We start from the raw sequence: 13,369 nt of genomic DNA on the forward strand, positions 1-13,369 counted from the left end.
CGGTAACGGGCAGGTCGCAGCGCAGGCCCCGTTACGGCATCTCATTGCCAGTAAATGACGGTTGCTGTGAGTGCGATGGCGGATAGGAAGACCTTCGGGCATCTGCCGTATCGGGTTGCGACGCGTCGCCAGTCTTTCAGCCTGCCGAACATGATCTAGATGCGACCTTGCCGTTTGTTGCGCCGCTCGTCATACTTGACCGGCGTCTTGCGTTGCTTCCGACCAATAATGCAGGCGCGTATTCCCTTGTCCTGCAACGCGTCTGTCAATCAGTCAGGATTACCACCGCGATCTCCAAGCAGCCATTTGACGTTTGGCAGGGGGCTGAGCAGCGCCCGTGCGCCGATATAATCGCGCACCTTACCGGCGGTGATGAACAGGTCGAACGATAGTATCTGGCTGTCGCAAATGGTGGGCAGTTTGGTGTTCCGTTCTTGGGCGAAACTGTCTGCCGGACAGTTTCTCTTCCCCTCGAACCCTTTGGTGCTGCCGATCAGGCGACCACGCCCCCTTTTTGTCGGCCATACCGGTCGCTGTGCGATGTCCCTTCAGGTATGTCGCGTCTATTATCACGGTCTCCTCTTCATAGTGTTCGGCAGCGAGCCCGGCCATCATTTAGGCAAAAATGCCCTTTCCGCGCCAACCCCTGTAAAGCGTCTTGTGAGAACCATGTGCGGTAGATGTATGACGCCAGCGTAAGCCATTGTGGATTATTAAAATAATCCCGCTAAGAACGCGCCTGTCATCGACGCGTGGCTTCCCGTGAGACTTAGGAAAAAGGGTGCCATGCGTGTCATCTGCGCGTCAGTCCGCCAGAAAGGTCGCTCACGTCACCGCTCCATTTCCGAGCCTTGAAGCACGCTGCGAAGCGGAAATCAATTTATCCTGAGCCTAGTCAGAAATATCGATCCTAGGTGAAATAATCTGGTTTTTCTTGAGTCAGGCGGTCTCCTAGCAAAATAGATTGTGACAGATGCAGTCGCATCGCTTCAGCGGCTGCATCTACGTTGCCCGCCTTGATCGCAACAATAATTGACCTATGATCGTTCAGGATCTGCTGAGCCTTCTCCGGTTTCATCAGGTGCAAGGCGCGAAGGCGGTCGATATGGATGCTCTCGCGGCGGATCACCTGATGGACGACCATCAGCCCTGCGGCACGAAACAGGGCCTCGTGGAACGCCAGATCCAATCGGGAAAACGCCGCCATGTCACCGCGCGTCATCTGATCCTGCTGTATCTGTATCAGGGCGGCCAGTTCCTCGGCGACGCCGGGCAGATCTGCCGCGGCAACACGTCGGCTGGCCTCGATTTCCATCGCGCTGCGCAGGACATGGATCTGCCTTGCGTGGGCCAGGTCGATGCGGCTGACCATGGTGCGCGATTGGGGCATGATCTGAACCAGCCCCTCGTCACGCAATGCCAGCAGCGCATCCCGCAGCGGCGTCGAGCTGATGCCATAGCGTGCCGTCAGATCGCTGCGCGAAAGCACCGATCCCGGGGGCAGTTCAAGCGACAGGATACGACGACGCAGGTCGCTTGCGATGTCTTCGGTTCCCGCCTTCATGACCCTGCCCCGGTGCCGCCGGTCGGTTCGTCGTCGATGAACATCTCGGGGCGTTCGCGCAGATGACGCTCCAGAAAGGCCAGCGATCCGGCAATGTGGTCCTTCAGCAGCCTTGCGGCCAGATTGCCATCCTGGGCGGTCAATGCGTCAAGAATCTGTTCGTGCTGGCAAAGCGGCACCTCGACGCTGCCCCGAATTGTTCCCTGGATAAAGCGGATACGGTCCAGATGCCCCTTGCGGGCCTGGATGACGGCCCAGACATCGGACAGATCGACGGCGTCAAACAGCGCCTCGTGATAGCGATCGTCCAGCAGAATGAATTCCGCCTGGTCGTTCCGCGCGGCCGCGACCTTTTGCGCCACCAGGATGTCCCTTGCGGCGCTCAGGTCAGGGGCGGGATGCGCAGCCAACCGCCGAATGGCGGGGATCTCCAGATTTTCCCGCAGGAAATGCGCCAACCGAACGGCCTTGGGGGAAATGCCCGCTACGAAGGTGCCGTGCTGCGGCGCGACGGTGACCAAGCCATGTTCGGCCAAGCGCAGGAATGCCTCTCGGATGGGCGTACGGCTGACGCCGAAACGGTCGCACATCTCCTTTTCGGAAAGAAGCTGTCCGGGCGCCAGTTCAAGCGTCACGATCAAATGGCGCAGTGCGTCATGGACGACATCTGCCCTGGTTCGCCTGCGCATCTCCTTCTTCTGCTCCCGTCCTGATTCAATCCTGAAGTGCCAGCATGATGCGCCTACCGCAACCGAGAAAATGGTTGTCAGAAGGCATCAAGTATATTAGTGCGTCAATAGAGGAAAGGGCGCATCGCCCTGGGGAGGAGATAGGAAATGAAGAAGACAGCCCTGATTGCCCTGTCGGTTACCGCCTGTTTTGCAGGCAGCGCCGCAATGGCCCAGACCGAATGGCCCGAGCGCGCGATCAACGTCATCATCGGTGCCAGCCCGGGCGGTGATACCGACTTCAACGCTCGCACGATGGCGCGCTATTTCGAGGAGATCACCGGCGTCGGAATGGTGATCACCAACATGCCGGGCGGCGGCGCGACCATCGCCACATCAGCCGTGCGCCAGGCCGAGCCTGACGGCTACACCATGCTGTTCGGCCATACGGGCCATGTGATCGTGGCCGAGGTGTCGGGATTGGCCGACTATGGCCTCGACGCCTTCGAGATCTGCTGCGTGCCGGCCATCGATCAGGGCGCCGTCCTGGTGGCCAGCGCGTCGTCCGGACTGACATCGGTCGAGGACGTCAAGGCAGCAGAGGCAGGCAGCATCACGTTCGGCACCGAATTTGGCGGCTATTCGCATCTGCAAGGCCTGATCTTCCAGGAAGGCGCGGGCATCGAGATGAACATTGTCGACACCGGCTCGGCGGCTGAAAAGATCGCCTCGCTTCTTGGCGGGAGGATCGATGTCGCAGGCATCGCCTATGGTGCCGTTCAGGATTACGTGGATAACGGCCAGATGGTCGTGCTGGGCCAGCCGAACGATGAACGCAACCCTCTGCTGGGTGATATTCCCACCTTTGCAGAACAGGGTGTCGATTTCGTGATGAACAATCCCTACATCATCGCCTTCCCCGAAGGCACCGACCAAGCCATCGTCGACAAGATGGGCGAAGTCATGCAGCAGATCACGGAAATCCCGGGATATGCCGAGGATCTGGAGCAAGGCTTCAAACAGCCCGTCGCCTTCCTGCCCCAGCAGGAGGCGCTGGAGCGTCTGAACACGATCCGCGATACCTACATGCCCTATCGCGACGCGCTCCAAGCCTCGCGCTGAGCATTGGCAGTCCGGTGCCCAACGGCGCCGGACTAATCCAGCCACACAGCAAAGGAGGGCTGCGCGATGCGGCTCAAAGACGTGGTCGTCGGTTCAGTCATGGCCGGCGCTGGAATTGTCTATCTTCGCTTGGCGGCGGCGCTGCCCGAACGAGATGGCGTTGATGCCGGGACCGTGCCGACCATTCTGGCGTTCATGATGATCGCGCTTGGTCTGATCGAACTGGTCGGCGCATTGCGACGACCGGCCGCTACTGAGGCAGAGGTGCGGGCCGCCGCCAGCGGGCTGGTCACAGTTGGCCTGACTCTGCTGCTAATCGCAGGCTTTATTGCCGCGCTGCGTCCATTGGGCTTCCCGATCGCCACGGCCATCTATCTTTTCCTGCAGTTCCTGGTCCTGACACCGAAATCGGCAACGCGATCGGTACCGCTTTATGCGGGCCTTGCCATTGCGTCATCCGTCCTGATCTTCGCCACCTTCCGCTATGCCTTCGACCTCCTGCTGCCCGCAGGGCCGCTGGTGGCGTGGCTGAACTGAAAGCAGCATCATGTTCGACCTTCTGATCCAGGGCTTCGCGGCCGTCCTGTCGCTGAAGATTTTCGCGCTGATGACGGCGGGCGTGGCCGTAGGCATCGTCTTCGGTGCCGTACCCGGCCTAACCGCGGTCATGGCCATCGCGCTGTGCCTGCCCATGACCTATGGCCTTGGCCCCGCGGCGGGCATCAGCCTGCTGATCGCCCTTTTCGTCGGCGCGACCTCGGGCGGCCTGATCTCGGCGATCCTGCTGAAGATACCGGGTACCCCCTCCTCGATCGCCACCACTTTCGACGGCGGCCCGATGATGGAAAAGGGCGAGGGCGCCAAGGCGTTGGGCGTTGGCATCGTCTTTTCATTCCTGGGGACGATCGCCTCGATCGCGGCCCTGGCCTTCATCGCACCGTCGCTGGCGAGCGTGGCGCTGTCCTTCGGTCCGCATGAGTATTTCGCCATCGCGGTGTTTTCGCTGACGCTGATTGCCACGCTGTCATCGGGATCGATGGCCAAGGGCATCTTTGCGGGCGTGCTGGGCTTTGCCGTCTCTACTGTCGGCATCGCGCCGGTCGATGCGACGACGCGGTTCACCTTTGGCAATGTTCAGCTGAACGCCGGGTTTTCCATTTTGACCGTCCTGGTCGGCATGTTCGCCGTGGCCGAGGTGATCAAGGTCGCTGAATCCGCCCGCCATCCGGTCGACGGCGGCAAGGCTCCGATGCCCGTCAAGATCAAGGGCTTCGGCTTTTCGATGGCCGAGTTCCTGGGCCAGATCCCCAACGCGACCCGCAGCGCGCTGATCGGCATCGGGATCGGCATCCTGCCGGGCATCGGAGCGGGCACGTCGAACATCATCGCCTATATCGCAGCGAAAAAGCGGTCCAAGACCCCCGAACAGTTTGGCAAGGGCACGATCGAGGGCGTGGTCGCCTCGGAAACCGCGAACAATGCGGGCATCGGCGGCGCTATGATCCCCCTGCTGACCTTGGGCATTCCCGGCGATGCGGTCACCGCGATCATGCTGGGCGGGCTGATGATCCACGGCATCCAACCCGGACCCATGCTGTTCATCACCCAAGCCCCGTTGGTCTATACCATCTTCGCCGCCCTGATCGTCTCGGCCTGCCTGATGCTGGTGCTGGAGTTCTGGGGCCTGCGGATCTTCATCAAGCTGCTGGCGATCCCCAAGCACATCCTGTTGCCGGTGATCCTGGTGCTGTGTGCCGTGGGCGCGTTCGGGCTGGCCAGCCGCATCTTCGACATCTGGACCATCCTGGGTTTCGGCGTCCTTGGTTACGCCTTCGTCAAGGCGGGCATTCCGACGGCGCCCTTCATCATCGGCTTCATCCTGGGCCCGATGGCCGAAACCAGCTTCCGCCGTGGGCTGCAGCTGTCCAAGGGCGATTATACCGGCTTTCTGACGAACCCCATTTCGGGCGCCTTCCTGGCGCTGGCGGCCGTGTCGATCGCCTTGCAGCTGTGGGGTGAATACCGCGCCTCTCGCGGGCGGACCACGGCCGGCCCCCTGACATTGGGTGGCGAGGAATAAGCCATGCCCCTTCCTGAAACACAGACCGACCCGAGGCAGACATGACCACCACGAAAACCCCCGCCGATCTGCGATCCGCCCGCTGGTTCGCGCCCGACGACCTGCGCAGCTTCGGCCACCGTTCGCGCATGATGCAGCTGGGCTATTCCGAGGCCGATTTCATGGGCCGTCCGATCATCGGCATCCTGAACACCTGGTCCGAACTGAACAGTTGCCATTCCCACTTTCGCGAACGCGCCGCCGACGTGAAGCGGGGCGTGCTGCAGGCAGGCGGCCTGCCGGTCGAACTGCCGTCGCTGTCGGTGGACGAAAGCTTTACCAAGCCAACCTCGATGCTCTATCGCAACCTGCTGGCGATCGAGACGGAGGAGCAGATCCGCGCCCATCCGCTGGACGGGGTCGTCCTGATGGGTGGCTGCGACAAGACCACGCCGGGCCTGGTGATGGGCGCCCTGACGGCGGGCGTGCCGATGATCTATCTGCCCGCGGGGCCGATGCTGGCCGGCAACTATGCCGGGGCGCGGCTTGGTTCGGGTTCGGATGCGTGGAAATATTGGGACGAACGCCGGGCCGGCAACATCACTGACCAGCAATGGCAGGGCGTCCAGGGCGGCATCGCCCGGTCCGCGGGCGTCTGCATGACCATGGGCACGGCCAGCACCATGACCGCGATCACCGATGCGATGGGCCTGACGCTGCCCGGTGCGTCATCAGTGCCGGCGGTGGACAGCGGCCATCAGCGCATGGCGGCCGATTGCGGCCGCCGCATCGTCGACATGGTCTGGGAGGACCTGACCCCCGACCGCATCGTCACCGAAGCCGCCGTCAGGAACGCCGCTATCGTCGCCATGGCCACCGGCTGTTCGACCAACGCCGTCGTCCACCTGATCGCCATGGCGCGCCGCGCAGGCGTCGACCTGACGCTGGACGATCTGGACGCGTTGGGCCGCACCACGCCGCTGATCGCGAATGTCCGCCCCTCGGGCAAGGATTACCTGATGGAGGATTTTTTCTATGCCGGCGGCCTGCGCGCGCTGATGAAGCAGATCGAGGACAGGCTGGATCTGACCGCTCTCACTGTGACGGGCAAGACCATGGGTGAAAACCTCGAAGGTGCGGTGGTCCACAATGATGATGTCATTCGGCCTCTGTCGAACCCGGTCTATCACGAGGGCTCCCTGGCGGTTTTGCGCGGTAATCTCTGTCCCGATGGCGCGGTCATCAAGCCTGCCGCCTGCGACCCGAAATACCACGTCCACGAAGGCCCGGCCCTGGTCTTCGACAGTTATCCTGAGATGAAGGCGGCTGTGGATGACGAAAACCTTGACGTCACCCCCGACACGGTCATGGTCTTGCGCAATGCCGGCCCCCTGGGCGGTCCGGGCTTTCCCGAATGGGGCATGCTGCCCATCCCCAAGGCGCTGATCAAACAGGGTCACCGCGACATGCTGCGCATCTCGGACGCGCGGATGTCGGGTACGTCCTATGGCGCCTGCGTCCTGCATGTCGCCCCCGAAGCGTTCATCGGCGGCCCGCTGGCATTGCTGAAGACCGGCGACATCGTCCGGCTGGACCTGCCCGCGCGCCGTCTAGACATGCTGGTCGACGAGGCCGAGATCAAGGCGCGCCGCGCCTCCTGGACCCCTCCCGAGCCGCGCTACCAGCGGGGCTGGGGCTGGATGTTCTCGCAAAACGTGACTCAGGCGGACAAGGGCTGCGACTTCACCTTCCTCGAACGCGGTTTCGGCCCTGCCGCCTCCGAACCGGATATCTTCTGATGATGACGCTCAACGAAGCCCTCACCGGGATCTCGGGCATCTTGGTTACTCCTTATGACGACGGTCGAGTGGCGCCTGCACGCCTTGCCCCAATCATCGACCGCGCGCTCGGCGCGGGCATGCACATGCCCGTTGTCAACGGCAACACGGGCGAGTTCTACGCCCTAACGACCGACGAGGCCTGCACGATGGTCACCGAAGTCGCCAACCTCATTGAGGGTCGCGCGCCCCTGTTGGCGGGTGTCGGCCGCGCGCTGCCCGATGCTGTTCGGCTGGCCCGCGCCTCGGCTGAGGCCGGGGCGGCAGCGCTGATGGTCCATCAGCCACCCGATCCCTTCGTCGCGCCGCGTGGTGTCGTCGATTACCTCAAGGCCGTGTCCGAGGCGTCGGGCGGGCTGCCGATGATGATCTATCTGCGCAATGATACAATTGGCACAAAGGCTATTGCCGATCTTTGCGCGGTGCCCGGTGTGCGCGGCGTGAAATGGGCGACGCCCAACCCGCAGAAGCTGGCCGAGGCACGGGCCGCCTGCGATCCGCAGATCGTGTGGGTCGGTGGCCTGGCCGAGGTCTGGGCGCCGACATTCTATGCCGTCGGCGCGCGCGGCTTCACGTCCGGGCTGATCAATGTCTGGCCCGAACATTCCGTCGCCATCCACACTGCTCTGGAACAAGGCGACTATGCCGCGGCCAATGCGCTGATCGAACGGATGCGGGTCTTCGAAGACATCCGCGCCCAGGAAATGAACGGCACCAATGTCACGGGGGTCAAGGCGGCCCTGATCGCGCAGGGGCTGGATTGCGGCCCGACCCGCCCGCCTTCGGCTTGGCCGCTGACCCCGGCCCAACAGGCAGAGCTGGACCGCTTCATGGCCGACAACAATCTGATCTGAGGAAGAGATGATGAGTGAATACATCCTGTCGAATGAAACCCGCGACAAGCTGAAGAAGGTCTCCACGGCCTCGGTCGCGACCGCGCTGTTCAAGCGTGGGCTGCGCAACCAGTTCGTCCAGGGCGTCGTGCCGGTGGAGCGCAAGCCGGTGACCATGGTCGGCCAGGCATTCACCCTGCGCTATATCCCCGCCCGAGAGGATCGCAACCCGATCACCGTCTTTCGCAACCGCGTCCACAAGCAGCGCGTCGCGGTCGAGACCTGCCCCAAGGGCCATGTCCTGGTCATGGATGCCCGCAAGGACAGCCGCGCGGCCACCGCGGGGTCGATCCTGATCACCCGCCTTGCCCTGCGCGGCGCGGCAGGCGTCGTGTCGGATGGCGGCGTGCGCGATGCGGCGGGCATCGGGGCATTGGACATGCCGGCCTATTTCGCCCGGCCCTCGGCGCCGACGAACCTGACGCTGCACGAGGCGATCGACATCAACGTGCCGATTTCCTGCGGCGACGCTGCCGTTTTTCCGGGCGACGTGATGCTGGGTGACGGCGACGGCGTGATGGTGATCCCGGCGCATCTGGCGGATGAGATCGCGGACGAATGCACCGGCATGGAATCCTTTGAGGATTTCGTGCTGGAACAGGTGAACGCCGGCGCGGCGATCATCGGCCTCTATCCCGCCACGGATGAAGACAATCTGACGAAATACGCCGAATGGCGTGAACGGACAGGACGCTGACATGACCCATATCCCCCATGGCGACCACCTGATCGCGGGTGAAAAGATCCGGACCGAAGGACGCTTCTCCTCGGCACCCGCGACCGGCAAGGCGCATGAATTCTCGGTCGGCACGCCCGAACTGGTGGCGCAGGCCTGCGCCGCCGCCGAAGCGGCCTTCGAAACGTTCGCGGCCAGCACCCGAGAGGAGCGGGCAGCCCTGCTGGAGGCCATCGCTGAGGAAATCGACGCCCGCGGCGAGGCAATCACCGAAGTCGGCAGTGCCGAAACCGGCCTTCCCCAAGCACGTCTGCAGGGAGAGCGTGGCCGCACCACCGGCCAACTGCGCCTGTTTGCCAACCACATCCGCAAGGGCGACTATCTGGACCGCCGCCACGACAAGGCTCTGCCCGACCGCCAGCCGCTGCCGCGCCCCGACATGCGGATGATGCAACGGCCTATCGGACCGGTCGCCGTGTTCGGCGCTTCGAACTTTCCGCTGGCGTTTTCGGTCGCGGGCGGCGACACGGCGGCGGCCCTGGCCGCCGGCTGCCCGGTCGTGGTCAAAGGTCACAGCGCCCATCCCGGCACGGGTGAAATCGTTGGCGACGCCATCGTCGCGGCCATTGCCCGCCTTGGGATGGACCCCCGCATCTTCAGCCTGGTTCAGGGTGGCAAGCGCGACGTGGGCGAGGCATTGGTCACCGACCCGCGCATCAAGGCCGTCGGCTTTACCGGCTCGCTTGGCGGTGGCCGCGCGCTCTATAATCTTTGTGCCAACCGCCCCGAGCCGATCCCCTTCTTCGGCGAACTGGGCAGCGTGAACCCGATGTTCGTGCTGCCGGTCGCCGCCGAAACGCGCGGCGCCGACATCGGCAAGGGCTGGGCCGCCAGTCTGACGATGGGTGCGGGACAGTTCTGCACCAACCCCGGTATCGCCGTCATCGTCGACGGTCCCGATGCCGACGCCTTTGCCGCCGCGGCGACCGAAGCGTTGCAGGCCACCGCGCCGCAGGTGATGCTGACCGATGGCATGGCCGACGCCTATCGCAAAGGCGCAACCAAGGTCGGCGCGGGACGCGGGGTCCGGTCGCTGCTGTCCACCTCCTGCCAGGCGCGACATGCCTCGCCCAATCTTTTCGAGGTCTCGGCAGCCGACTGGCTGGACAACCACGAGCTGGCCGAAGAAGTCTTCGGCCCGCTTGGCGTGATCGTGCGGGTTCGCGACGCGGCGCAGATGCAGGAGGTCGCCCGAAGCTTCAAAGGTCAGTTGACGGCAACGCTGCAATTGGACGACCGCGACGCCGATCTGGGGCGCCGGTTGCTGCCAGTGCTGGAGCGGATGGCGGGCCGAGTGTTGGCCAATGGTTTCCCCACCGGCGTCGAGGTCGCAGACAGCATGGTTCATGGCGGCCCCTATCCGGCCAGCACCAATTTCGGGGCGACCTCGGTGGGCACACTGTCGATCAGGCGGTTCCTGCGCCCTGTGTGCTATCAGAACCTGCCCGAGGCCCTGATCCCCGCCGATCTGAACGGCTGCCTTTCATGAATTGCCGGGGTGCTCTCCGTCGAGAGCACCCCTTCACTCTTTGCAGTAATCAGTTCGGCTGGCAGGATGCATGCAGGATCGATTTTGGCACCGCTAGCATGAGCGATGATAATGTCGGACCAATAACGGACTATCCGGCTTAAGTTCCCTTGGAACCGTCCGCCGCAATGGGGTGAGAGCACGGCATTGGGCACCGCGAGCAGCAGGTTTTTTGAATTAGATGGCTCTTGTAAGACTGCTTTAGTTGCCGCGCCGCCTAGCTGGTTGGACGTTTGGGCAACAGCGATCGGGGCCTCGTCCATACGTCCACCGCGAGCTGTATTCACAAGGAGCGCCCTCTGCAGCATCGCCTAGAAGCGGTCCCAATCAATCAGGCCGTTGGCCTAGGCCGTGAGGGGAAGGTACAGCGACACCACGTCCGCCCAACCGATCAGCCGCTCGAGTTTCTTATACCCGGTGACTAATACGGTAACAACCGCGTCCCTAGTATAGGCTATCTGCAATCAAAGCCCGACAGACGCCGCAGGACCTGTCCACTAATCACTCCCAATCCCACAAGATCGACCTTAGCCTCGGTTAGATTTCAGGTGATGAGCTATAGATCTGGCTCGCACCAGACGCTGCTAAGGATCAGGGTGTCCGCCTGCGTAATGCGCCGAAAACAGGGGCCAGCATGAGCCCGATGGTCAGTTCCGCCATTGAGGCGACGTTCAAGCATGGACTGCGGGCCGGATAATCCCTCAGCGGCGTTCAGCCTCCTGCGGAATGGCGTCGGTCACGGTGCCCCGTTGCTGGATAAGCCAATGGCGCGACACCGCGGCCAGCAGGCCCTGCTCCAGCAAGACAGAGCGGCCGATGATGTAGTCGCCTCCCGCCAAGGCGGCTGCCCGGGGGTCGCTGTGGCTATCCGGTTGAAGACAAGCTGCAGCTGGTCGCTGACTATATGACACTGCTAATCTTTCGATGGCGTATCTAATTCCTCCAGCATGGCAACGTCCGGCGCGCTCATGCGGTCGCCGGTCAGGCCGCGCAACATTTTTTCCTCCTCGCCGGTCAGGTCCATTAACGGAGCACGAATCCAGCCTAACCCGAGGCCCCACCGGCGCATGCCCATTTTAACCGTTGGCAGGGCATAGTCCGCCTTGCAGTCGCAAATGTCGGCGAAGGGGTAGTAGACCTCCTGCAGCAGGCGTTCGCAAGTGGCAGTGTTGCCAGTGCTAAAAGAATGGTGGCACTAGACCGCCGTAGTCGGGATGATGTGCAATACCGCCGAGGAATAGGACAGCATTCCAACCCCGCGCTAAGCTTAAGCGATAGTTCGTGCGTGGTCATGCCGCCGAGAGAGCTGAGCCAGTCTGCCATCCACAAAATGATGGGGCGCGCCTTGTCGACATCACCATTGCATTCTTTGAAGCCGATCAGGTTCCGACATTCCGCGCACAGCCGCTCCAGCATGTCTGTGATTCAGCGATGGCTTTCAGCGGCACCTTTGTCAGGACGTGCGACAACAAGATTCCGTCGCCACCGGCAGCCATTCAAGGTGCTACCGGAAGGCGTAGGTTGAAGGTGTCATCATCGTCGAAAGGGGTAACTGGGAACGACAGAAATTCAAGCCGGGTCATGGACTAGAGGTCGGTAGTGTTGATTAACTTGAGGTCTCAAGGTTCTTGATCATGTCAAATCGCTGCCGACCGGCACGCGGCAGAAGGGACGCAGACTGGCGTGTGCCGGTCAGGAGAACAAAATGGAGTATTGGAAAAATGTCAGGCGACGTCGACGCGAGTCAGCAGCTCTTCGCCAGCAAAATGCGCGGCAAGGTTCTGGACGACCAGCATGGCCATTGCGTCTCGCGTCTCGACTGTTCCCGAAGCATGATGTGGCGACAGGATGACGTTCTGCAGATTGGTCAGCCGGACATCGGGTCGAGGCTCGTTCAAATAGACATCAAGGCCTGCATTTCCTAGCCGGCCAGAAGAGAGCAAATCGATCAGCGCCTCCTCGTCTACGACAGACCCGCGCGCGACATTCACGAATGTCCCCTGCGGCCCAAGTGCCGACAGCACGTCCCGAGAAATGACGCCCTTGGTGTCTGGCCCACCTGCCAAGGCCGCGACCAGAATGTCACTGTCGCGGGCCAGTTGGACCAGGTCGCGTTGGAAGGGCCAAGGCAGTTCAGGCTTGGGCCGGCGGCCCCCATAGGCGATCTGGATGTTCGAAGCTTCGGCGCGGCGGGCGATGGCCTGGCCCACATGGCCCATGCCGACGATGCCCATCCGCTTGCCTGCGGTACGGGATTGCAGTGGATACATTCCGCTGCGGCCCCATTCGCCTGATGCCGTATAATTGTGGGCACGCACCAAGTCGCGTCGCGCTGCCAAGGTTAGCAGGATCGCCATGTCGGCCACGTCATCCAGAAGAGCAGGCGATGAGTTGGTCAGCGGAATGCCGCGATCCGATAGTGCGTGGATGTCGATGCTCTCGACCCCAGCAGAAACCGAGGCCACTATTTCGAGCTTGGGCAGCGCCGCGATCGTGTCGGTGGTGAGGGGCGTGTGGCCGTTCGTCACGACCGCGCGGATGCTGCGCCGTGTTCGGGCCAGCAGGTCGGCTTGACCGTCGGCATCCAGAAGGTCGTAACGGTGCAGGGCGTAGGCCTCGGCAAGGAGGCTCATGGCCGGTTCACGGATCTGGGTCATCACGAGGACGTCGGGTTTCATGCCATTGTCTCCTTGGGTTGTCTGCGCCTTGCGGCCTCTACGTCGGATTCCAGCAAGGACGTCGTAATCTCGATGCGATTGCGGCGTTTGTAGCGGCGCTTGTCGTATTTAACGGTTTTCTTGCGGGACTTCCGGCCGGGGATGCAGGCTTTTATCCCTCTGTCCTGCAACGCTTTTCGCAGCCAGTCAGCATCATAGCCCCGGTCCGCCAGGAACCAGTCGGCCTGCGGCAGACTGTCCAGAAGCGCCGCCGCTCCGGTGTAGTCGCTGACCTGTCCTGCCG

General features: G+C 62.7%; 13 protein-coding genes and 1 pseudogene. 7 read left to right on the plus strand and 7 right to left on the minus strand.

Annotated elements, in window-relative coordinates; all coding sequences use genetic code 11:
• Positions 1-41: 41 nt before the first annotated feature.
• The 3 genes and pseudogenes from DKT70_RS15855 to DKT70_RS15865 form a co-directional block, all read right to left on the minus strand.
• Positions 42-797, minus strand: a pseudogene (locus tag DKT70_RS15855) (IS5 family transposase).
• A gap of 113 nt (positions 798-910) precedes the next feature.
• Positions 911-1,564: a GntR family transcriptional regulator gene (locus DKT70_RS15860; RefSeq protein ID WP_111560057.1), complete on the minus strand. Its 654-nt coding sequence runs from the start codon at positions 1,562-1,564 to the stop codon at positions 911-913.
• Positions 1,561-2,253 carry a GntR family transcriptional regulator gene (locus DKT70_RS15865; RefSeq protein WP_111560058.1) on the minus strand — a complete coding sequence of 231 codons (693 nt, stop codon included), beginning with the start codon at positions 2,251-2,253 and terminating at the stop codon, positions 1,561-1,563. Before DKT70_RS15865 ends, DKT70_RS15860 begins: the two co-directional genes overlap by 4 nt.
• A gap of 147 nt (positions 2,254-2,400) precedes the next feature.
• On the opposite strand from DKT70_RS15865, the gene DKT70_RS15870 reads away from it, so the two are divergent.
• From DKT70_RS15870 to DKT70_RS15900, 7 genes are all read left to right on the plus strand, one after another.
• On the plus strand, positions 2,401-3,354 hold the full coding sequence (locus tag DKT70_RS15870) for a tripartite tricarboxylate transporter substrate binding protein (RefSeq protein ID WP_111560059.1): 954 nt from the start codon (positions 2,401-2,403) through the stop codon (positions 3,352-3,354).
• Between the two features lie 66 nt (positions 3,355-3,420).
• Entirely contained in the window at positions 3,421-3,891 is a 471-nt protein-coding gene (locus DKT70_RS15875) for a tripartite tricarboxylate transporter TctB family protein (protein WP_111560060.1), read from the plus strand.
• A gap of 10 nt (positions 3,892-3,901) precedes the next feature.
• Entirely contained in the window at positions 3,902-5,434 is a 1,533-nt protein-coding gene (locus DKT70_RS15880) for a tripartite tricarboxylate transporter permease (protein ID WP_111560061.1), read from the plus strand.
• Between the two features lie 41 nt (positions 5,435-5,475).
• Positions 5,476-7,212: an L-arabinonate dehydratase gene (gene araD / locus DKT70_RS15885; protein ID WP_111560062.1), complete on the plus strand. Its 1,737-nt coding sequence runs from the start codon at positions 5,476-5,478 to the stop codon at positions 7,210-7,212.
• Positions 7,213-7,214: 2 nt separating this feature from the next.
• Positions 7,215-8,105 carry a dihydrodipicolinate synthase family protein gene (locus DKT70_RS15890; protein WP_233490623.1) on the plus strand — a complete coding sequence of 297 codons (891 nt, stop codon included), beginning with the start codon at positions 7,215-7,217 and terminating at the stop codon, positions 8,103-8,105.
• Positions 8,106-8,115: 10 nt separating this feature from the next.
• Positions 8,116-8,841, plus strand: a complete 726-nt coding sequence (locus tag DKT70_RS15895) for a ribonuclease activity regulator RraA (protein ID WP_111560064.1) — start codon at positions 8,116-8,118, stop codon at positions 8,839-8,841.
• A gap of 1 nt (position 8,842) precedes the next feature.
• On the plus strand, positions 8,843-10,369 hold the full coding sequence (locus DKT70_RS15900) for an aldehyde dehydrogenase (NADP(+)) (protein WP_111560065.1): 1,527 nt from the start codon (positions 8,843-8,845) through the stop codon (positions 10,367-10,369).
• Here the strand turns inward: DKT70_RS15900 and DKT70_RS18845 are convergent.
• The 4 genes from DKT70_RS18845 to DKT70_RS15915 all read right to left on the minus strand — a co-directional run.
• Positions 10,315-10,716 (minus strand): NAD(P)-dependent oxidoreductase, encoded by a 402-nt coding sequence (locus DKT70_RS18845; protein WP_111560066.1) that lies wholly within the window; start codon positions 10,714-10,716, stop codon positions 10,315-10,317. The two genes, DKT70_RS15900 and DKT70_RS18845, sit on opposite strands and share 55 nt — an antisense overlap.
• A gap of 393 nt (positions 10,717-11,109) precedes the next feature.
• Positions 11,110-11,247 (minus strand): hypothetical protein, encoded by a 138-nt coding sequence (locus DKT70_RS18090; protein ID WP_158530109.1) that lies wholly within the window; start codon positions 11,245-11,247, stop codon positions 11,110-11,112.
• An 885-nt stretch (positions 11,248-12,132) separates the two neighbouring features.
• Positions 12,133-13,086 (minus strand): 2-hydroxyacid dehydrogenase, encoded by a 954-nt coding sequence (locus tag DKT70_RS15910; protein ID WP_111560067.1) that lies wholly within the window; start codon positions 13,084-13,086, stop codon positions 12,133-12,135.
• A partial coding sequence (locus DKT70_RS15915) for a transposase (protein WP_407672227.1) occupies positions 13,083-13,369 on the minus strand: 287 nt, incomplete at its 5' end. The genes DKT70_RS15915 and DKT70_RS15910, both read right to left, overlap by 4 nt.

Source organism: Paracoccus sediminilitoris, assembly GCF_003259195.1.
GTDB lineage: Bacteria > Pseudomonadota > Alphaproteobacteria > Rhodobacterales > Rhodobacteraceae > Paracoccus > Paracoccus sediminilitoris.